The sequence below is a fragment of the Bacillus sp. MD-5 genome (assembly GCF_002201875.1).
GTDB lineage: Bacteria > Bacillota > Bacilli > Bacillales > Bacillaceae > Bacillus > Bacillus stercoris.
Genome location: NZ_CP021911.1, coordinates 2,033,044 through 2,052,317, shown reverse-complemented (window position 1 = coordinate 2,052,317; position 19,274 = coordinate 2,033,044). Strand labels below are relative to the sequence as shown.

The following is a 19,274-nucleotide window of genomic DNA, read 5'->3' as shown; positions in this document are numbered from 1 at the left end:
GAGATGAAGCTTGATGCGGTGACATTCGGTGAATCAATGGCCATGTTTTACGCAAATGAGTATGGAGGCCTTCATGAAGTATCCACTTTTTCTAAAGGGCTTGCCGGAGCAGAAAGCAATGTCGCCTGCGGCCTTGCCAGACTCGGATTCCGAATGGGATGGATGAGCAAGGTCGGCAATGATCAGCTCGGCACGTTTATTGTACAGGAACTTAAAAAAGAGGGAGTGGATGTGTCCCGCGTGATCCGCTCGCAGGACGAAAATCCCACCGGGCTGCTGCTGAAGTCAAAAGTGAAGGAAGGTGACCCGCAAGTTACCTACTATAGGAAAAACTCAGCTGCAAGCACATTAACTTTTACTGAATATCCAAAAGATTATTTTCAATGCGCAGGCCATTTGCATGTGACAGGCATTCCGCCTGCCTTATCAGCTGATATGAAAGACTTCACGTATCATGTCATGAACGACATGAGAAACGCTGGGAAAACCATTTCATTCGACCCTAATTTAAGGCCTTCGCTTTGGCCTGATCAAGCAACAATGATACACACAATCAATGATTTGGCTGGGCTTGCAGACTGGTTTTTTCCGGGGATCACAGAGGGAGAGCTATTGACCGGAGAAAAAACACCTGAAGGTATTGCTGATTATTATCTGAAAAAAGGAGTCAGCTTTGTTGCTATTAAACTCGGAAAAGAAGGCGCTTACTTTAAAACGGAGACAAGTGAAGGATTTCTAGAAGGCTGCAGGGTCGATCAGGTGGTTGATACAGTCGGCGCCGGAGACGGATTTGCAGTCGGTGTAATCAGCGGTATCCTAGATGGTTTGTCGTACAAGGATGCGGTGCAAAGGGGAAATGCGATTGGCGCTTTGCAAGTTCAGGCACCGGGGGATATGGACGGTTTGCCGACCAGGGAGAAATTAGCTTCTTTTTTATCTGCTCAAAGAACGGTTCACCAAAAGAAAGGGGATTATTAATATGGAGTCCAAAATCGTTGAAAACCGTCTGAAAGAAGCAAGGCTGATTGCAGTCATTCGCTCAAAGGATAAACAGGAGGCCTGTCAGCAGATTGAGAGTTTATTAGATAAAGGGATTCGTGCAGTTGAAGTGACGTATACGACGCCCAGAGCATCAGATATTATCGAATCCTTCCGTAATAGGGAAGATATTTTAATTGGCGCGGGCACGGTCATCACCGCGCAGCAAGCTGGGGAAGCTGCTGAGGCTGGCGCACAGTTTATTGTCAGTCCGGGTTTTTCAGCTGATCTTGCTGAGCACCTTTCTTTTGTAAAAACACATTATATCCCCGGCGTCCTGACTCCAAGCGAAATTATGGAAGCGTTGACATGCGGTTTTACTACATTAAAACTGTTCCCAAGCGGTGTGTTTGGCCTTCCGTTTATGAAAAGTTTAGCGGGCCCTTTCCCGCAGGTGACCTTTATTCCGACAGGCGGGATTCATCCGTCTGAAGTGCCGGATTGGCTTAGAGCCGGAGCAGGTGCCGTCGGTGTCGGCAGCCAGCTGGGCAGCTGTTCAAAAGAGGATTTACAGGCTGTTTTCCAAGTGTAAGGGGTATTGTTTTTTCATAACCGGAGGATGGGAGAATCCACAATATGAAAATCAAGGCGACAATTGAACGGGTACCTGGCGGAATGATGATTATTCCGCTATTTCTTGGAGCGGCGCTCAACACGTTTGCTCCTGGAACAGCGGAGTTCTTTGGAGGTTTTACGGGTGCTTTGATTACTGGAACGCTGCCGATACTGGGTGTTTTTATCTTTTGCGTAGGAGCAACGATTGATTTTCGTTCTTCAGGCTACATCGCAAGAAAAGGAATCACGTTATTATTGGGGAAGGTCGGATTTGCAGCGCTGCTCGGCGTGATCGCAGCGCAATTTATACCTGACGAAGGCATACAATCCGGCTTTTTTGCAGGCCTTTCTGTTTTAGCAATTGTCGCGGTAATGAATGAAACGAACGGCGGACTGTATTTGGCGCTTATGAACCATATGGGAAGAAAAGAGGATGCGGGCGCTTTCGCCTTTATTAGTACAGAATCAGGTCCTTTTATGACCATGGTGACGTTTGGTGTGACGGGACTTGCCGCATTCCCATGGGAAACGCTGGCAGCGACAGTCATCCCGTTTTTGCTCGGATGTATACTTGGAAATCTGGATCATGATCTCAGGGACTTATTCAGCAAGGTTGTGCCAGCGATCATTCCATTTTTCGCCTTTTCGCTCGGCAATACCTTGAATTTTGGAATGCTGATCCAATCAGGGCTGCTCGGCATTTTTATCGGAGTTTCTGTCGTCATTTTATCGGGCAGCTCCTTGTTTTTGCTTGATCGTTTTGTCGCGCGGGGAGACGGTGTCGCGGGTGTGGCGGCTTCTTCTACGGCGGGGGCGGCTGTAGCTGTCCCATACGCATTAGCGGAAGCGAATGCCTCATTTGCCCCAGTTGCTGAATCGGCAACTGCAATTATAGCGACGAGCGTTATTGTCACCTCGCTCTTAACCCCGCTGGCAACAGTGTGGGTGGATAAAAAAATCAAACAGAAAAAGAGGAGAACACCTCCGCCAAAAAATCAAATGACGATCAACTGAATAAAAAGGCTGCCGCCAAACGTACCGGCAGCCTTTTATACAAACAATTTGACTTTCATTCCCCCTTCCATTAGCCTGTAATGGAACGGCTAGAATAGGGAGGGAATGGATATGGAGATACATACATATGAAAAGGAATTTTTTGATCTTTTAAAACGAATTTCACATTACAGCGAAACAGTCGCGTTAATGCACTGGGACTCCAGAACAGGCGCGCCGAAAAACGGCTCAGAGGACCGGGCTGAAAGCATCGGCCAGCTTTCAACAGATATATTCAATATCCAGACATCCGATCGAATGAAAGAGCTAATCGATGCCTTGTATGAACGATTTGATGACTTGTCAGAAGATACGAAAAAAGCGGTGGAACTGGCAAAAAAAGAGTATGAAGAGAATAAGAAAATCCCTGAGGCTGAATACAAAGAATACGTGATTCTGTGTTCAAAGGCAGAAACAGCATGGGAGGAAGCGAAAGGAAAATCTGATTTCAGCTTGTTTTCTCCTTATTTAGAGCAGCTGATTGAATGTAATAAACGTTTTATTACGTACTGGGGATATCAAGAGCATCCTTATGATGCATTGCTTGATTTGTTTGAGCCCGGTGTTACGGTAAAGGTGCTTGATCAGCTGTTTGCTGAGCTGAAGGAAGCGATTATCCCTCTTGTTAAACAGGTGACAGCTTCCGGAAATAAACCAGATACAAGCTTTATTACAAAAGCGTTCCCGAAAAAAAAGCAAAAAGAGCTCAGTCTGTATTTTTTACAGGAGCTTGGCTACGATTTTGATGGCGGAAGACTTGATGAAACCGTTCATCCGTTTGCAACTACGCTGAACCGGGGAGACGTTCGAGTCACGACGAGATATGATGAAAAAGATTTTCGGACGGCAATCTTTGGCACCATTCATGAGTGCGGGCACGCGATATACGAGCAAAATATTGATGAAGCACTGAGCGGCACGAACTTGTCAGACGGTGCATCAATGGGAATTCATGAATCTCAATCATTATTTTACGAGAATTTTATCGGCCGCAACAAGCATTTTTGGACACCGTACTATAAGAAAATTCAAGAGGCATCACCTGAACAGTTCAAGGACATCTCCCTGGATGATTTTGTCCGGGCAATCAATGAATCAAAACCTTCATTTATCAGGGTTGAAGCGGATGAATTGACGTATCCTCTTCATATCATCATCCGTTATGAAATTGAAAAAGCGATTTTCAGCAATGAAGTGTCTGTAGAAGAACTGCCATCGCTTTGGAATCAAAAATACCAAGATTATTTAGGGATTACACCGCAGACGGATGCAGAGGGGATTTTACAGGACGTCCATTGGGCAGGAGGAGATTTCGGTTACTTCCCATCCTATGCGCTCGGCTACATGTATGCGGCTCAGCTGAAACAAAAAATGCTTGAGGATCTCCCTGAATTTGACGCTCTCTTAGAAAGAGGGGAATTTCATCCGATAAAGCAATGGCTGACGGAAAAGGTGCATATTCATGGAAAACGGAAAAAGCCGTTAGACATTATTAAAGATGCGACAGGAGAAGAACTGAACGTTCGCTATTTAATTGACTATTTATCAACCAAATATTCAAATCTCTATTTGGCATAATCAAAGCCTGGCGGCGCGGCCGCCAGGCTTTTTATGATCGGATTCCTTTTAAATACGAATGATATCTAAAAAAAAGAAAATAAAGTTCGGAAATTTTCACTTTCAGCCTATGCAAGAGATTAGAATCTTGATATAATTTATTACAATATCATAGGAACACTCATATAATCGCGTGGATATGGCACGCAAGTTTCTACCGGGCACCGTAAATGTTCCGACTATGGGTGAGCAATGGAACCGCATATGTACGGTTTTTTGTTATATCAGCATTGCTTGCTCTTTATTTGAGCGGGCAATGCTTTTTTTATTCTCATAACGGAGGTAAGACTGGATGGAAGCACTGAAAAGGAAGATAGAGGAAGAAGGCGTCGTGTTATCAAATCAAGTATTGAAAGTGGATTCTTTTTTGAATCACCAAATTGATCCGCTGCTTATGCAGAAAATTGGTGACGAATTTGCGACCAGGTTTGCACAAGATGGTATTACCAAAATTGTGACAATCGAATCATCAGGTATCGCTCCCGCTGTAATGACTGGCTTGAAGCTGGGTGTGCCCGTTGTCTTCGCGAGAAAGCATCAATCATTAACACTCACCGACAACTTGCTGACAGCGTCCGTTTATTCCTTTACGAAGCAAACAGAAAGCCAAATCGCGGTGTCTGGGACCCACCTGTCGGATCAGGACCATGTGCTGATTATCGATGATTTTTTGGCAAATGGACAGGCAGCGCACGGACTCGCGTCAATTGTGAAGCAAGCGGGTGCTTCTATTGCAGGAATTGGCATTGTGATTGAAAAGTCATTTCAGCCGGGAAGAGATGAACTTGTAAAACTGGGCTACCGAGTGGAATCTTTGGCAAGAATTCGGTCTTTAGAAGAAGGGAAAGTGTCCTTCGTACAGGAGGTTCATTCATGAAAAATGGATTCGGCAAAACGCTGTCATTAGGGATTCAGCATGTTCTTGCCATGTATGCCGGTGCCATTGTCGTTCCTCTGATTGTCGGAAAAGCAATGGGACTGACTGTCGAACAGCTGACCTACTTAGTATCGATTGATATTTTTATGTGCGGTGTGGCTACACTTCTGCAAGTATGGAGCAACCGCTTTTTCGGGATCGGACTTCCGGTAGTGCTTGGCTGTACATTTACAGCTGTATCGCCGATGATTGCAATTGGATCTGAATACGGGGTTTCAACGGTTTACGGAAGCATTATTGCTTCAGGCATTCTAGTGATACTTATTTCATTTTTCTTTGGAAAGCTCGTCTCGTTTTTTCCGCCGGTTGTGATAGGCTCTGTTGTTACGATTATCGGTATTACTTTGATGCCGGTTGCCATGAATAACATGGCCGGCGGAGAAGGAAGTGCAGATTTCGGAGATCTCTCCAACCTTGCCCTTGCTTTTATCGTTTTGAGTATCATTGTGCTTCTATACCGTTTTACAAAAGGCTTTATCAAGTCCGTCTCGATTTTGATCGGTATTTTGATTGGGACCTTCATCGCTTATTTTATGGGGAAAGTTCAATTTGATAATGTGTCGGATGCGGCAGTTGTACAAATGATTCAGCCATTTTACTTCGGAGCGCCGTCTTTTCATGCAGCGCCTATCATTACGATGTCCATCGTTGCGATTGTCAGTCTTGTGGAGTCTACAGGTGTTTACTTCGCCTTAGGTGACCTGACAAACCGCCGTTTGACAGAGAGAGATTTGTCTAAAGGCTATCGCGCTGAAGGGCTGGCTGTGCTTCTGGGCGGTATTTTTAACGCTTTTCCTTACACGGCATTCTCTCAAAATGTCGGGCTTGTTCAGCTAACAGGAATCAAAAAAAATGCTGTCATTGTGGTCACAGGTGTGATCTTAATGGCATTCGGGCTGTTTCCAAAGATCGCTGCTTTCACGACGATTATTCCATCTGCCGTTTTGGGTGGTGCAATGGTGGCGATGTTTGGAATGGTGATCGCTTACGGAATTAAAATGCTTAGCCGCATTGAATTTGCGAAACAGGAAAATCTGCTGATTGTTGCCTGCTCAGTGGGTTTGGGACTCGGTGTGACCGTTGTGCCGGATATTTTCAAACAGCTTCCGAGTGCACTTACGCTTCTTACAACGAATGGCATTGTAGCGGGCAGCTTCACTGCAGTTGTCCTAAATATTGTATATAACGTATTTTCTAAAGCCAAAAAAACAGAACAAGAAGCTGACCTTACGGAACAAAAAACAGCAGTCTAACTCCGCCGCGGCGGAGTTTTTTTGCATATAAAAAAGATCGTTGCGGCACAATGTATGCAAAGAGGTGATTGCATGGCGTTTATTTTATCCATTGGAACAAGTCTTCCTGTATATGATGTAAATCAAGAGAAAGCGGCTGAGTTCGCCCGCTATATGTTTCAGCATTCCTTTAAGGATATTGACCGGCTGTTATCCTCCTTTAAAAACGGGCAAATCTATTCGAGACAGTTTGTTAAGCCGATTGAATGGTATAAAGAGGAGCACAGCTTTGAAGAAAAAAATCAAATATACATAGAAGAAACACTTAAGCACAGCAGGGAGGCTGTTCGTGAGTGCCTCTCTCACCCTGAATTTGTTCAAGAAGCCATTCCTTATGAGAAAGTGGAAGCGGTTTTTTTCGTCTCCAGCACAGGTCTTTCCACACCGAGTATCGAGGCGCGGCTTATGAATGAACTTCCGTTTTCTCCATATACGAAGCGGATTCCGATTTGGGGCTTAGGCTGTGCAGGAGGGGCCAGCGGGCTTGCGCGCGCAGCCGAATACTGCAAAGCGTACCCGGAGGCTTTTGTGCTTGTCATTGCTGCTGAGCTGTGCAGCCTGACATTTCAGCCGGAAGATAAAACGAAAAGCAATCTGATCGGCACCTCGCTATTTGGTGACGGCGTTGCCGCAGCATTATTATGCGGAGAGAAGGCAGACCGCACGGTGTCAAAACTGAAGCTTGCCCCGAAGATAACAGACTCCCAATCTGTTTTGATGAAACAATCAGAAGATATCATGGGCTGGGACTTTACCGATCAAGGATTCAAAGTCATTTTCTCACGAGACATACCAACTTTGGTAGAAAATTGGCTCAAAACAAATGTACAGATTTTTTTGGACAAACATCAGCTGTCATTCCGTGATATCAGTGTTTTTTTGGCGCATCCAGGCGGAAAAAAAGTGATCGACGCATACATCAAAAGTCTTGGACTGTCGTCAGAAATGCTTTCATCAGCGCAAAACATATTGCGAAAGCACGGAAATATGTCTTCAGCCACAATCTTGTATGTGGTCAAAGACCATCTGCAGAACGGACATAAAAAGGAAGCTGAACGGGGACTGATTGGCGCATTAGGACCGGGTTTCTCATCAGAACTGCTATTATTCAGCTGGGAAAAGGGGGCTTGACTTATGTTTTGGTTGTTGATCGCCATTCTCATTGTTCAAAGAGCAGCAGAAATGGCAGTGGCCAGACAAAATGAACAAAAGGTAAAGAAGCAAGGAGCAATTGAATTTGGCGAGAGCCACTATCCGTATATCATTACGATGCATATCCTTTTTTTCCTGTCCTTAATTGCCGAAGTGCTGCTGATGAATAAACAGCCGTCAAGCTGGTGGATCGGTATCGCCGCAGTTATTTTAAGTGTACAGGCAGTGCGATATTGGGCGCTTTGTTCCTTAGGAGCATATTGGAATACGAAAATCCTTGTCGTTCCAGGTGCAGAGCTTGTAAAAAAAGGTCCTTATAAATGGATGAAACACCCAAACTATGCTGTTGTTATACTTGAAATTTTGCTGATTCCGCTGCTTTATCAAGCGTATGTCACCATGTGTCTGTTTTCCGTATTCAATGCCGTGTTGTTAACCGTCAGAATTCGCGCAGAAGACAAGGCATTACATGAATACAGTGTAAAATAGCGATTGAAAATCATTCTCACTCATGTTAAAATGAATTTGAAAAAGATTCTCAATCAGGATGGTGAATCAAATGACAATGCTGTTTTTGCTCGGAGCGGTTTGTACATATAGTGTTTTGATTGGTTTTGTATTAAAAGGAATCTCTAATAAATCTGTTTGATGAATCTGGAACTTGTAAAAGTTGCAGATTTTCTTTTATAGAGGCTGCCGTAATGGCGGCTTTTTTCTATTCTCCTAAAGAAATTTGGTTTATTCTTGTGTAAAATGAAAAGGGAATGAATTCAGACCTTTCGAAAAAGGTTCACAATTGAAACGGCACAAAGGGGTACAGGCTTATGACAGAACATAACAGAAACGAGCTTTTGCACAAAACTGGGGAACTTTATCAGCAATTTATTGAGAATCAAGATGAACAAAGGGCTGCTAAACTGGCTGCGGTCATGAAAAAAGCGGCAGATGAAGAGGTTTATATCGCGTTTACGGGGCATTATTCAGCGGGGAAATCATCACTGCTGAACTGCCTGTTAATGGAGAATATTTTGCCGACAAGCCCGATCCCAACGAGCGCTAACCTTGTTGTGATCAGAAACGGGGAAAAGCGAGTTCGGCTTCATACAACAGACGGAGCGTGTGCTGAGCTGGAAGGGGCTTACCAGAAAGACAAGGTACAGCAATATTGCAAAGACGGTGAACAGATTGAAAGCGTCGAAATTTTTGACAGGTATACTGAGATCGATTCCGGGGTTGCGTATATTGATACTCCAGGGATCGATTCAACGGATGATGCGCATTTTCTATCGGCTGCTTCTATTCTTCACCAGGCGGATGCGCTGTTTTACGTTGTTCACTATAATCACGTACACGCTGAGGAAAATGTAAAGTTTCTCAGATCAATAAAAGAAAACATTCCGAATGTGTATTTTATCGTTAATCAAATTGACCGCCATGACGAGACGGAGACAAACTTTGGAGACTATAAAAAACAGGTAGAGGAGATGCTTTGCAATGAAGGGATTTCAAAGGAAGCGCTCTATTTTACGTCAGTAACAGAACCGGATCACCCGTTTAATCAGATTGGGGCTTTGAGACAAGAGTTAAAAAGAATAGAAAAGCAATCAAAAAACAATTTGCAGGCTTTAACCGAACAAAAGATCCATAATCTGCTGAAGGAACATACGGAAATGCTGAAGAAAGACGAAATAGACGGCCCGAATTTCGCTGAACAGCTTCACATCCAAACTGGACTGGTCCAATCGCTGCGTGATCAATTGGATGAGGCTGCAAATCAAGCGGCTGAGGCAGAGAAGAGGATGCAGGAAGAAATCAATCGTATTTTAAAAAACGCCAACCTGACGCCTTTTGAAATGCGTGAATTGGCGGCTGCATTTTTAGAGTCACAAAAGCCTTCTTTTAAAACCGGCTTTTTCTTTTCTAAAGCGAAAACTGCACAAGAAAGAGATAAAAGGCGGAATGTTTTTTTCTCTGATGTGGCAAAACGAACAGAGGCCGAAGCGGATTGGCACATAATAGACACGCTCCATAAACTCGCCAAAGCATTTGATGTCCATGACGCTGAGAGTGAAAAGCTGATTCAGTCCTATCGCACTCCGCTTGATATAAGCATCATTGAACGCGCGGTCAAGCAAGGTGCAGCCTTTTCTTCTGAATATGTATTGCAATATACAAAAGACTTGGCAGAGCTGGTCCGGAAAGAGGCGAAAAGAGAGGCCGCAGACATCATAAAGGTACTCTCCGCTATGGTGAAAGAGCGTGTTTCCAAAGACGTGCAAACAATTAACGACCGGCTCGCCCAAGAATCAGAAAAACTTGTCCTTCTTCAAGAACAGGCTCGTTTAGAGAATCATGCCCGCGAGAAAATCAATCGCCTGTGGGCCATTTGGGAAGAAGAGTCCGAATGCCCGATGCATATAGACACAGAATGGTTTAAATTGAAGAAAAAAAGAGTGGCGGCTCCAGAACAGAAACAAGGCCGAGGCCAGCTGGCGGAGCAGCAGATGCCGAATCCAGAAATCAAAATAGAACAAGAACTGCCGCTTCAAGACCAAATCAAACGCTTTTACACTTTGTCTGATGTTTTAGGCGAAAGCAGCATGTTGTCAAAGCATATTTCAGCGTTTCGTGAAAGGGTTAAACGGCTTGAGGAACGGAGATTTACACTTGCTCTTTTTGGGGGCTTCAGTTCGGGGAAATCATCTTTTGCCAATGCGCTTGTCGGCGAAAGAGTGCTGCCATCCTCACCAACGCCAACCACAGCGACAATTAACAAAATCACAAAGCCAATCAATGGCAGCCTAAACAAAACAGCGGATGTAGTATTTAAGACGGAGGATGACATAACAGCTGAAATTTTGCAGCTCACCGGAATATCAAAAGAACCCGCAGGCCGTTCCTTCACAGAGAAGTGGGAAAAGGCAGTCAAAAAAAACAGGCTGCAAGAAGAGCACGTGAAATTGATCAGAAATTTCGTGCTTGCATACAAGAGGTATCAGCAGTATATAGAGGAACAGAAGATATTAACGATTCCGCTGTCTGAATTAAAGCCGTATGTAGCAGAGGAAACAACGGCCTGTGCGGTGAAAGAGGTAACGGTCTACTATACATGCCCACTCACTGAAAAAGGAATTACGATTGTTGATACACCCGGCGCGAGCAGCATGAATAAACGGCATACAGAGCTGGCATTCCAATATATCAAAGATGCGGATGCATTTTTTTATATGACCTATTATCAACACTCCTTTTCAAAAGGAGATCGTTCATTTTTACGGAAGCTCGGACTTGTGAAAGAATCGCTCAGCATGGATAAAATGTTTTTCGTTATTAATGCCGCAGACCTTGCAAAAGATAAAACAGAGCTTGAAACAGTGACCGATTATGTCAGCGCAGAGCTTGTAAAAGAAGGGGTTTATGAGCCGCAGCTCTTTACCGTTTCAAGTAAGGAGGAGCTGCTGGGAAAACCAGAATCATTTTATAACCAGTTCCCGAAAGTAAGAAAACACTTAGATCAGTTTATCGAAGTGGACGTTAAAAAAGCGTCAGCTGCACAGCTCAGTTTGGAAGCAGACAAACTATGCGAAACTGTTTTCCAGCTTCACAAATCCCAGCATCAGTCCATAGAAGAGAAGGAAGCGCAGAAACAGCGTCTCATGCTGTCATTTGAGCAGGCAGTTGCCGGTATCGAGAAACGGCGGAACTCAGTAACCATCATTGAGAAAGTGAAAAAAGATACAAGAGAGCAGCTTTATCACATTACACAGCGATTATCGTATTTTGCAAATGATTTATTAAAATCGGCATTTCATCCCGGGCTGCAAAACGGGGATTGGAAAAAGAATGTGAGTAAGGCGATGACAACAGCCTTGCATGAATACCAGTTTGAATATATTCAGGAAATCAAAACGCTTGATGTTCGCATGAGCGGTTTCATCGAACGGCATATCACAGAAGAATGGCTGGATAACTTTCAAAAAACATTAAACGCAGACGGTTATTTTTCCATTTATGCGGGTGATCAGCATTTGAGCGGCATACAGCTGAAGGAAGTTGAACCAGAAATGGAAGAACGTGTTTTTGAAAAGGAACTAAAAGAGGTCAAATCACCGAAGCAGTTTTTTGAGCAAAAAGGAAAATCGGCCTTTATCGAAGCTGTACGGTTGAAACTTACGAAAATCACAGAGGCATGGATAAAAAACGAAGAAGAGAGCCTGATCTCTCATTACACAGCTCACCTCAGACGCTTACAGGAAGATATGGCTGAAAAGGCAATCGCGCAAATAACGGATCAAAAAGAGACGTATTTCAAAGGATATGCAGAAGGGGAACATGCGAAAGAGATTGAAATGGCGTACCAAGCGTGCATCTCCTGGAAAAGTTCAGAGAATACAATAAAAATGTAAAATTCAGTTGGCTTGTATGTCAAGGCATGATAGACTAAATAGAAAAAAGCGAGATGAACGATTAATGTCAGAGGTACATAAAGCAATTTCAGCACATTCATCAAAACAGCACGAGCATATCAAAGCATTTATGCGTCTTGAAAATATGCGTGAAATGGCCATTGAAGAAGCTGTTGCTAAATGCAAAAACGATGAGCCTTTTACTACAGACGCTATTAATGACATCACCGAGCAAATGAATCAGCTCGCTAAAAAAGGCATCGTCCCGACAAGACGGCTTGTATCAAAAGAAATGGTCAGAGAATACGCAAGCCGAGTGTAAGCTGGATGATCCTGCCGCGATTGAACCTCCTGCCGGATGCATATACTATGGACATCCGACGTAAGGGGGGATTCATGTTGGGCAGAACAAAGCTGGGAAACAGAAATGCACAGGCGAATAACAATGCCAAAAAGAAAAACGGATTTCAAACCCATTTTGACTCTTACGCAGGACGCGAAGCTGAGAAGCTGATCGCCAGCAACAAAAGACACAACGACTGATGATACCCAAACAGTATCTCTTTATTAGAGATACTGTTTTTTATTTTGGGCCGCTTTATGCTAAAATAGAAGGAATGAAAGAAAAGGGAGTTATCAGATGAATAATAATAAACTATTGCTGGTTGACGGCATGGCTCTTTTATTTCGGGCTTTTTTTGCCACGGCCGTACATCGCAACTTTATGATAAATGACAGCGGGGTGCCGACGAACGGCGTCAACGGCTTTTTAAAGCATTTGATTACAGCCGTGGAAACATTCCAGCCGACACACGTCGTCTGCTGCTGGGACATGGGGAGCAAAACGTATCGTAATGACTTGTTTCAAGATTATAAGGCAAACCGCAGCGCACCGCCTGTGGAACTGATCCCGCAGTTTGATTTGGCAAAGGAAGCAGCCGCTGAGCTTGGGATCATGAATATTGGCTTTGCCGGTTATGAAGCAGATGATTGTATTGGAACTCTTGCCGATTTATTTGCAAATGAAGCAGACATTACGGTCGTAACAGGGGACAGAGACTTACTCCAGCTGCTAACGGATAAAGTAAGCGTTGCTCTGCTCCAAAAAGGAATCGGAAATTATAAAGTCTATACAAAAGAGACTTTTTATGAAGAAACAGGCGTAATGCCGAAAGCTTTGATTGATATTAAAGCGCTTATGGGTGATTCCAGTGATAACTATCCCGGCGTCAAAGGGATTGGAGAAAAAACAGCCTACAAACTGATTCGTGAATATGAAACGATTGACCGTTTATTGGAAAATCTTTCTCTTCTTCCAAAGGGACAGCAGGGAAAAATTCAGCAAGGTTTAAGTGATTTGGAGATGTCGAGGAAGCTTGCGGAAATTCATTGCTCTGTGCCGCTGGTCTGCACACTGAAAGACGCTTTATTTACTTTGCAAATGGAGCAGGCGGCTCAAATGCTTCGCCGCCACCAAATTAAAGGAATTGAGCGCATGCTTGAAAAGCTGAACGCTAGAGAGATCGTATAGATCTTCTCTAGCGTTTTGTATTGCTTTTTTTTGCCCTTTCCTCAAGCTCTGTTTTAGGGTCATTATGTGTATTGCCTTCCAGGTCGCCTTGCGGAGTAACGCCGCCAGTCAGCCGGCCTTTATCTTTCTTTTTCATGTTAGTTCACCTCGCCATTAGGATGAACCAATGACTAAGATTTAATTCTTTTCATTCAGCCGAATTGCTTCTTTTGCCAGAAGATCGGCTTTTTGGTTTTGCTTGCCCGGTATCCATTTGATGAAAAAAAGAGGGAAGGCTGCTTTTAAACGGATGATTTCCTCTACAAACGGCTGAAACGTTTTATTTTTAACCATTTCAAGCTCAGCGGCGCGCTCCACAATATCTGAATCCGTTCGAAAGGAAACCGATTGATACCCGCGCGTTGCGCATAGCTTCATCCCTTCAATTAATGCAAGAAATTCCGCTTCCTGGTTTGTATGCACTCCGATTGGAATAGAGAAAGATTCTGCTTTCCCCTCATGTTTGATAAAAATGCCGATACCGGAAGGCCCGGGATTACCAGCGCTTGCGCCGTCTACATATATTTCTGTAGGCATTATGAACTCCTTTCATCATTAGGTATCATTTTTTTGGCTGCATAAGCATAAGGCAATGAAATTAAAGATACCGCAAACTTAATCAAATATGTAGAAATAAAAATATGAAGCCAAACGTCTGCCGGATAAATGCCGAAAAAAGCGACAGCAGTGAATATGAATGTATCAAACAACTGGCTGACTGCTGTACTGCCGCCGTTTCTGAGCCATAAAAGCCGATCAGAAGGAAATATCCTTCTAATTGCCGAATATACATAAACATCCAGCGTTTGGCTGAAGATAAAGGCAAGCAGACTTCCTAACGCAACTCGCGGAAGAAATCCAAAAATCGTTTCCAGCGCTGTTTGTGATATGTCGCTGGAAGCCGGTTCGAAAAGAAGCACGCCCTGCATGACAAATGTCAGCGTCAGGAGCGTTGAGAATCCGAGCCATACCGCTTTTCTGGCTTCAGCCGGCCCGTATTTTTCATTCAGTACATCTGTCGCAAAAAAGATTGTGCCATACATCACATTCCCGAGTGTCGCTGTTAAGCCAAACAGTTCCACTGTTTTGACGACTTGGAGGTTGGCGCAGACTGTCGCAAAACCGATCCAAACAAACAGTCCCATTTTGCCAAATCCTTTATAAAATAAAAGAACAATGATAAAATGAATGATCGCAAAAAAGATCCAAAACGAATTATTAAACAAGATGAAAAAGCTTCCTTTCCGGGGTAAGATTGGTTTGATTATAGCATAAGCCCGGCAACTAATGAATGGTAAGGTGATCGTAATGAAGCTCAGACCGCATTTAAAAATAGAAGCAAAAGGAACGGGATCCGTCTCATTTTTCAGCGAAGACTGGCTGACAGCACAGCAGGCACGTATGCTCGCCAGAGAGCTTGGACGTTTTCCATACATGAAAGAGCTAGAGTTCGAAGACGAGAAAGGCGGCAGCTGGACGCTGAAGGAATTGGAAAAGCTGACCGAGGAGCTTGCTCAAGAGCCTGATAACATCACTGTTTATTTTGATGGCAGTTTCGATAAGGAGAGCGAACTTGCGGGTCTAGGGATTGTTATCTATTATTCGTTGGGAGGAGTCCGGCATCGTTTGAGAAAAAATAAAAGCTTCCGGCTGAAAACCAATAATGAAGCTGAATACGCGGCACTTTATGAAGCAATAAGAGAAGTAAGAGAGCTTGGGGCAAGCAGAAATTCAATTACGATCAAAGGGGACTCGCTTGTTGTACTGAATCAGCTTGACGGCAGCTGGCCTTGCTATGATCCATCTCATAATGAATGGCTGGACAAAATAGAAGCACTCCTTGAATCACTGAAGCTTACTCCAACCTACGAAACGATACAACGGAAAGACAACCAGGAAGCTGACGGCCTCGCTAAAAAAATTCTATCCCATCAATTCGTAGAAAGCCACACGAAATTAGACCGTAACGGAGATGACGATATTGGATAAGAAAATGATCTTTAAAGAACTGACAGAACTGCACGATGAATATTGCAAGGACTGTTTTATTAAGAAGCAATTTCGCAAAGAATTTGGCAAAACTTATGCACATTCTTTTTGTATCAATAAATGTACGGTTGGTGAAAAATTGAAAGCATACGGAGATGTCTTAACCAATCACTAAAAATAAAAACCGCAGAAGCTGCGGTTTTTATTCTTTGAATTCATCAAGCTGATGCTCGCTGTCATCCAGCAGCTGCTGTTGCTGCTTTACAAATTCAGGATCGTCGAGAGCTGCCAGCTCTTCAGAGTGTGACAGTTCTCTAGCATCCTCAATGGCTTGGTATGCTGAGTCGACTAATGTTTTGCTTTGGCCTCTCGTCGCGGCTCCTGTTGTTTTCTGCGCTGTTTCCACTGCTAGTTCCAGCTGCCGCTTATCCGTAAAGCCAGTCTGATCCTCATTATGGAATTTTGAAGTCAACAAAAACACCTCCACAATTATTTTGCAGAGTTTTTTTGAAATTTATGTACCAAAATAGAAAATAAAATAAAAATAAGCCGATATAACTATTGAACCAGAAATAATAGGACCGTTTTACTATTTGAGGTATCTTGATAGAGAAGGGGAACGCAGCTATGGATGATAAAGATTTGAAGTCGATCCTTCACAAAACATTTATAGAAATATACAGTGATTTAGAAGAACTGGCGGATATCGCGAAAAAAGGAAAACCGTCAATGGAAAAGTATGTTGAAGAGATTGAACAGAGGTGTAAACAAAACATTTTGGCGATTGAAATCCAGATGAAAATCAAATAGGAGAGGCGAATGCCTCTCCTCTATTTGTCATCTCATCATCATGTATTGAGTTTAGAGTTTTACAACATTAGAAGCTTGAGGTCCACGATTACCTTCGACAATTTCAAAAGAAACTTCTTGTCCTTCTTCTAATGATTTGTATCCTTCTCCTTCGATAGCTGTGAAGTGAACAAATACATCGTCTCCGCCTTCAACTTCAATGAAGCCGAATCCTTTTTCGTTGTTGAACCATTTTACTTTACCGTTTTGCATATTGCTTAATTCCTCCTAGTACTGTAGCACCCATGTGCTAAAAAAAATTTTGTCATCATTTAACTTTGATTCATTGTTAAATGATGGTTCAACTATACACCATCTGGGAGCACCCGTCAAGTTGCGAATCGGCTTATTTTTGAAAAGGAAGGCGAGTTTCATGAAAAAATGTAACCGCTTTTATTTATGGCTGAATATAAATAAAAAGAGCACACGGTTTTCGTATGCTCTCAAGTACGCCATTAAGATAGCGCTTTGGTTTTTTGTTTGGCTGTCATCATTTCTGATTCTTTCAGGATATCCTCTAAAATGACTTCAGAGGAGTTTGCTAAATGAAGGTCCTTAATGTTTTTCTTCATGCGCTGCAAGGTATCTTCATCTGCAAGAAGGGAAGTGACTGACTCGAGAATCTCCTCATGACGGTTCACGACGATGGCAGCTCCGCGGTCTTCAAAGAAGTTTGCATTTTCTTTTTCTTGGCCAGGCACAGGTTTGTACAGAATGACAGGCACACCGATGGCAGTAGCTTCAGTCAAAGTTATGCCGCCTGGTTTAGTAATCATGCAATCTGTGATCCGGAATAGCTCATCAATGCGCTCCACATAGCCCAGAACTTTTAATTTGTCACCGTTTTCCGCCTCAAGCGGACTCAAAGATTCTTTTAAAGCCGTATTTTTCCCGCACACGACAACCACTTGCACTTGCTCATCTTTGACAAGGTTTTCGCACAGCTCTTTTACGTTCTTTAATACACCGTGGGCACCTGCCATGATCAGAAGCACTTTTTTGTTTGGCGAAAGATTGTACTTTTTATATATCGGTCCAACCGGCATGGATTCTTCAAATTGCGGCCTGATTGGAATTCCTGTGATTTTTACGTTGCTTGGATGAGTGCCGATCTCCAGCAGTTTTTCCTTCACGTAATCTGTCGCCACATAATATTTATCCACGTTCTCGTGAACCCAAATTTTATGAAGGCAAAAATCAGTCATAACATTGAAGGTAGGAATGACTCTTCCTGTTCGGCGTCTGTACTCCGGCACGACAATCATCGGAAATGTATTAATAATAATATCGGGCTGATGTTCATCAACAAGTTCGCCCAATCTTTTATTACCCATTTTAAAGTAAATATTGAATTTACGTTTATTATAGATTTTGTCAACTCCGTAATAAAACAAACGATAAAACTGTTTCCCGATTGAGAAGCTTTTTAAATAAAGGTATTGAGTTACCTCTGAAACAATCGGATTTGACTCTTGGTACAAATTAGAAACTGTTACATGCTGAAAGCCGAGCCTTACACATTGTTCATAAAGTGTTTTGGCTACCTGCACATGTCCATTTCCGTAATTTGCAGTCAAAATTAATACTCTTTTATTGGTATTCAAGTAAATTCACCTCAATGTAATCAACAACAAGCAAGCTTCATGCATCGTAAGGAGTTATTGTCTATACATAAACATAACACAAATACATAATCGAATTATTAATGCAGTGAAAAAGTTAAGCTAATTTTAAATGATTTGGATTCCAGTATTTTAAATTTTTGTTATAGGCAGACTGAATCAGATGTATTTTATCATATTTTTTGCTCAGCGTATCACTAAAATAAGAAAAATTAGTCCCATTCATAAGGAGTTTCTTGGTAAACGTAATAATTCAGCCAGTTCATAAACAATAATGTGGCATGCGCTTTCCAGCGATTCACTGGCTCATTGCTGCCTTTTGCAAAATAATGTTTAGGCGCCTCAACAGTAGAAAGGTTTCGTTCCAAATCTCTTTCATACTCTTGAAGAAGCGTATTTGTATCATATTCAGGGTGCCCTGTCAAAAAGACTTGTTTTTCGTCTTTAGACACAATTAAGCAAACCCCGGCTTCCTTTGATGCGGTAAGAATGTTTAACTCGGACACTGCTTGAAGCTGTTCCATATTTATATCTGTATGCCGGGAATGCGGCACGTAGTATAGCTCGTCAAAACCTCTTACCAATCTTTCGTGTTTTGAAAGAACGGTATGCTCGAACACACCGAAGATTTTTTTCGGCATTTGAATTTTTTCCACACCATAATGGTAATACAAACCTGCTTGAGCGCCCCAGCAAATATGCATGGTTGAAGTAACATTTGTTTTGCTCCACTCCATGATTTCCTTGAGCTCTTCCCAATATGAAACCTCTTCAAACGCCAAATGCTCGATCGGCGCACCGGTGATAATCATTCCGTCAAACTTCTTGTGACGGATATTGGAAAAAGTCGTGTAAAATTCGTCAAGGTGTTCTCTTGCAGTGTTTTTCGGCGTGTGTGTGCTTGGGATTAAAAATGTGAAATGAACCTGTAAAGGCGAATTTCCAAGCAATCTGAGAAGCTGAGTCTCTGTTTGGATTTTTTTCGGCATCAAATTTAAGATAATAATTTTTTGCGGCCGGATATCCTGATGAAATGCTCTGCTTTCATCCATTACAAATATATGTTCACTTTCAAGCACCTGTTTTGCCGGCAGGTGTGTTGGTATATTAATAGGCAACGTGCCACCTCCATTATTTCCCCGTTTAATTTTCTTCATTATAGGAATTTTCACGCCAATTTTCAATCTATCTATA

General features: G+C 42.8%; 24 protein-coding genes and 1 riboswitch. Of the genes, 16 read left to right on the top strand and 8 right to left on the bottom strand.

Annotated elements, in window-relative coordinates:
• The first annotated feature begins 3 nt into the window (after positions 1–3).
• The 13 genes from kdgK (at position 4) to exnP (ending at position 13,581) form a co-directional block, all read left to right on the top strand.
• The gene (kdgK, locus tag CDO84_RS10040; RefSeq protein WP_040082816.1) at positions 4–978 is read left to right on the top strand and encodes a 2-dehydro-3-deoxygluconokinase; all 975 of its coding nucleotides are present in this window, start codon (positions 4–6) and stop codon (positions 976–978) included.
• Position 979: 1 nt separating this feature from the next.
• Positions 980–1,570 carry a bifunctional 4-hydroxy-2-oxoglutarate aldolase/2-dehydro-3-deoxy-phosphogluconate aldolase gene (eda, locus tag CDO84_RS10035; RefSeq protein WP_040082817.1) on the top strand — a complete coding sequence of 197 codons (591 nt, stop codon included), beginning with the start codon at positions 980–982 and terminating at the stop codon, positions 1,568–1,570.
• A 44-nt stretch (positions 1,571–1,614) separates the two neighbouring features.
• Positions 1,615–2,607, top strand: a complete 993-nt coding sequence (gene kdgT / locus CDO84_RS10030; protein ID WP_040082818.1) for a 2-keto-3-deoxygluconate transporter — start codon at positions 1,615–1,617, stop codon at positions 2,605–2,607.
• Positions 2,608–2,718: 111 nt separating this feature from the next.
• Positions 2,719–4,224: a carboxypeptidase gene (ypwA, locus tag CDO84_RS10025; RefSeq protein ID WP_040082819.1), complete on the top strand. Its 1,506-nt coding sequence runs from the start codon at positions 2,719–2,721 to the stop codon at positions 4,222–4,224.
• 140 nt (positions 4,225–4,364) lie between these two features.
• A riboswitch (purine riboswitch) is annotated at positions 4,365–4,465 on the top strand.
• 90 nt (positions 4,466–4,555) lie between these two features.
• Positions 4,556–5,140: a xanthine phosphoribosyltransferase gene (gene xpt, locus CDO84_RS10020; protein ID WP_040082820.1), complete on the top strand. Its 585-nt coding sequence runs from the start codon at positions 4,556–4,558 to the stop codon at positions 5,138–5,140.
• Positions 5,137–6,453 (top strand): xanthine permease PbuX, encoded by a 1,317-nt coding sequence (pbuX, locus tag CDO84_RS10015; protein WP_040082821.1) that lies wholly within the window; start codon positions 5,137–5,139, stop codon positions 6,451–6,453. The genes xpt and pbuX overlap by 4 nt, the downstream gene beginning before the upstream one ends.
• Before the next feature lie 72 nt (positions 6,454–6,525).
• Positions 6,526–7,623, top strand: coding sequence for a type III polyketide synthase BpsA (bpsA, locus tag CDO84_RS10010; protein ID WP_040082822.1), 1,098 nt, complete (start codon positions 6,526–6,528; stop codon positions 7,621–7,623).
• Positions 7,624–7,626: 3 nt separating this feature from the next.
• Positions 7,627–8,133, top strand: a complete 507-nt coding sequence (gene bpsB, locus CDO84_RS10005) for an alkylpyrone methyltransferase (protein ID WP_040082824.1) — start codon at positions 7,627–7,629, stop codon at positions 8,131–8,133.
• 70 nt (positions 8,134–8,203) lie between these two features.
• Positions 8,204–8,293 carry a Fur-regulated basic protein FbpC gene (fbpC, locus tag CDO84_RS21385; protein WP_100069434.1) on the top strand — a complete coding sequence of 30 codons (90 nt, stop codon included), beginning with the start codon at positions 8,204–8,206 and terminating at the stop codon, positions 8,291–8,293.
• Positions 8,294–8,468: 175 nt separating this feature from the next.
• Positions 8,469–12,050 (top strand): dynamin GTPase, encoded by a 3,582-nt coding sequence (locus tag CDO84_RS10000; protein WP_040082825.1) that lies wholly within the window; start codon positions 8,469–8,471, stop codon positions 12,048–12,050.
• A 64-nt stretch (positions 12,051–12,114) separates the two neighbouring features.
• Complete coding sequence (locus CDO84_RS09995; RefSeq protein WP_040082827.1) at positions 12,115–12,372, top strand: YpbS family protein; 258 nt, start codon at positions 12,115–12,117, stop codon at positions 12,370–12,372.
• A gap of 74 nt (positions 12,373–12,446) precedes the next feature.
• Positions 12,447–12,593 carry a hypothetical protein gene (locus CDO84_RS09990; protein ID WP_003230761.1) on the top strand — a complete coding sequence of 49 codons (147 nt, stop codon included), beginning with the start codon at positions 12,447–12,449 and terminating at the stop codon, positions 12,591–12,593.
• Between the two features lie 97 nt (positions 12,594–12,690).
• Positions 12,691–13,581, top strand: a complete 891-nt coding sequence (gene exnP, locus CDO84_RS09985; protein WP_014664347.1) for a 5'-3' exonuclease ExnP — start codon at positions 12,691–12,693, stop codon at positions 13,579–13,581.
• Positions 13,582–13,588: 7 nt separating this feature from the next.
• Here exnP and sspL read toward each other — a convergent pair whose 3' ends face one another.
• From sspL to CDO84_RS09970, 3 genes are read right to left on the bottom strand one after another with little or no spacing between them, the layout of a single operon-like run.
• On the bottom strand, positions 13,589–13,717 hold the full coding sequence (gene sspL, locus CDO84_RS09980; RefSeq protein WP_003218255.1) for a small, acid-soluble spore protein L: 129 nt from the start codon (positions 13,715–13,717) through the stop codon (positions 13,589–13,591).
• A 41-nt stretch (positions 13,718–13,758) separates the two neighbouring features.
• On the bottom strand, positions 13,759–14,157 hold the full coding sequence (locus CDO84_RS09975) for a reverse transcriptase-like protein (RefSeq protein ID WP_040082829.1): 399 nt from the start codon (positions 14,155–14,157) through the stop codon (positions 13,759–13,761).
• Positions 14,157–14,846, bottom strand: a complete 690-nt coding sequence (locus CDO84_RS09970) for a queuosine precursor transporter (RefSeq protein WP_040082830.1) — start codon at positions 14,844–14,846, stop codon at positions 14,157–14,159. Before CDO84_RS09970 ends, CDO84_RS09975 begins: the two co-directional genes overlap by 1 nt.
• 82 nt (positions 14,847–14,928) lie before the next feature.
• Between CDO84_RS09970 and CDO84_RS09965 the strand changes: the two genes are divergently transcribed.
• The gene (locus CDO84_RS09965; RefSeq protein WP_040082831.1) at positions 14,929–15,609 is read left to right on the top strand and encodes a ribonuclease H family protein; all 681 of its coding nucleotides are present in this window, start codon (positions 14,929–14,931) and stop codon (positions 15,607–15,609) included.
• Positions 15,602–15,784: a zinc-finger domain-containing protein gene (locus tag CDO84_RS09960; RefSeq protein WP_004397944.1), complete on the top strand. Its 183-nt coding sequence runs from the start codon at positions 15,602–15,604 to the stop codon at positions 15,782–15,784. Before CDO84_RS09965 ends, CDO84_RS09960 begins: the two co-directional genes overlap by 8 nt.
• A gap of 27 nt (positions 15,785–15,811) precedes the next feature.
• On the opposite strand, the gene CDO84_RS09955 is transcribed toward CDO84_RS09960, so the two are convergent.
• Complete coding sequence (locus tag CDO84_RS09955; protein WP_040082832.1) at positions 15,812–16,081, bottom strand: DUF2564 family protein; 270 nt, start codon at positions 16,079–16,081, stop codon at positions 15,812–15,814.
• Between the two features lie 155 nt (positions 16,082–16,236).
• On the opposite strand from CDO84_RS09955, the gene degR reads away from it, so the two are divergent.
• Complete coding sequence (degR, locus tag CDO84_RS09950; RefSeq protein ID WP_014664342.1) at positions 16,237–16,419, top strand: transcriptional regulator DegR; 183 nt, start codon at positions 16,237–16,239, stop codon at positions 16,417–16,419.
• Positions 16,420–16,470: 51 nt separating this feature from the next.
• On the opposite strand, the gene cspD is transcribed toward degR, so the two are convergent.
• From cspD to metA, 4 genes are all read right to left on the bottom strand, one after another.
• Positions 16,471–16,671: a cold-shock protein CspD gene (gene cspD, locus CDO84_RS09945; protein ID WP_003153604.1), complete on the bottom strand. Its 201-nt coding sequence runs from the start codon at positions 16,669–16,671 to the stop codon at positions 16,471–16,473.
• 15 nt (positions 16,672–16,686) lie between these two features.
• Positions 16,687–16,833, bottom strand: a complete 147-nt coding sequence (locus CDO84_RS21380; RefSeq protein WP_136654129.1) for a hypothetical protein — start codon at positions 16,831–16,833, stop codon at positions 16,687–16,689.
• 80 nt (positions 16,834–16,913) lie between these two features.
• Positions 16,914–18,062 (bottom strand): diglucosyl diacylglycerol synthase, encoded by a 1,149-nt coding sequence (locus CDO84_RS09940; protein ID WP_040082834.1) that lies wholly within the window; start codon positions 18,060–18,062, stop codon positions 16,914–16,916.
• Between the two features lie 230 nt (positions 18,063–18,292).
• Complete coding sequence (gene metA / locus CDO84_RS09935) at positions 18,293–19,198, bottom strand: homoserine O-acetyltransferase MetA (protein ID WP_014664339.1); 906 nt, start codon at positions 19,196–19,198, stop codon at positions 18,293–18,295.
• Between the last annotated feature and the right edge of the window lie 76 nt (positions 19,199–19,274).

Excerpts from the sequence above, each read along its gene's own strand:
- exnP (WP_014664347.1), top strand. The coding sequence starts at position 12,691 with ATGAATAATAATAAACTATTGCTGGTTGACGGCATGGCTCTTTTATTT.
- CDO84_RS09965 (WP_040082831.1), top strand. The coding sequence starts at position 14,929 with ATGAAGCTCAGACCGCATTTAAAAATAGAAGCAAAAGGAACGGGATCC.
- CDO84_RS10000 (WP_040082825.1), top strand. The coding sequence starts at position 8,469 with ATGACAGAACATAACAGAAACGAGCTTTTGCACAAAACTGGGGAACTT.
- kdgK (WP_040082816.1), top strand. The coding sequence starts at position 4 with ATGAAGCTTGATGCGGTGACATTCGGTGAATCAATGGCCATGTTTTAC.
- degR (WP_014664342.1), top strand. The coding sequence starts at position 16,237 with ATGGATGATAAAGATTTGAAGTCGATCCTTCACAAAACATTTATAGAA.
- CDO84_RS09995 (WP_040082827.1), top strand. The coding sequence starts at position 12,115 with ATGTCAGAGGTACATAAAGCAATTTCAGCACATTCATCAAAACAGCAC.
- CDO84_RS21380 (WP_136654129.1), bottom strand. The coding sequence starts at position 16,833 with ATGAAACTCGCCTTCCTTTTCAAAAATAAGCCGATTCGCAACTTGACG.
- xpt (WP_040082820.1), top strand. The coding sequence starts at position 4,556 with ATGGAAGCACTGAAAAGGAAGATAGAGGAAGAAGGCGTCGTGTTATCA.
- sspL (WP_003218255.1), bottom strand. The coding sequence starts at position 13,717 with ATGAAAAAGAAAGATAAAGGCCGGCTGACTGGCGGCGTTACTCCGCAA.
- bpsA (WP_040082822.1), top strand. The coding sequence starts at position 6,526 with ATGGCGTTTATTTTATCCATTGGAACAAGTCTTCCTGTATATGATGTA.
- kdgT (WP_040082818.1), top strand. The coding sequence starts at position 1,615 with ATGAAAATCAAGGCGACAATTGAACGGGTACCTGGCGGAATGATGATT.
- CDO84_RS09990 (WP_003230761.1), top strand. The coding sequence starts at position 12,447 with ATGTTGGGCAGAACAAAGCTGGGAAACAGAAATGCACAGGCGAATAAC.
- bpsB (WP_040082824.1), top strand. The coding sequence starts at position 7,627 with ATGTTTTGGTTGTTGATCGCCATTCTCATTGTTCAAAGAGCAGCAGAA.
- cspD (WP_003153604.1), bottom strand. The coding sequence starts at position 16,671 with ATGCAAAACGGTAAAGTAAAATGGTTCAACAACGAAAAAGGATTCGGC.
- CDO84_RS09975 (WP_040082829.1), bottom strand. The coding sequence starts at position 14,157 with ATGCCTACAGAAATATATGTAGACGGCGCAAGCGCTGGTAATCCCGGG.
- pbuX (WP_040082821.1), top strand. The coding sequence starts at position 5,137 with ATGAAAAATGGATTCGGCAAAACGCTGTCATTAGGGATTCAGCATGTT.
- ypwA (WP_040082819.1), top strand. The coding sequence starts at position 2,719 with ATGGAGATACATACATATGAAAAGGAATTTTTTGATCTTTTAAAACGA.
- eda (WP_040082817.1), top strand. The coding sequence starts at position 980 with ATGGAGTCCAAAATCGTTGAAAACCGTCTGAAAGAAGCAAGGCTGATT.
- fbpC (WP_100069434.1), top strand. The coding sequence starts at position 8,204 with ATGACAATGCTGTTTTTGCTCGGAGCGGTTTGTACATATAGTGTTTTG.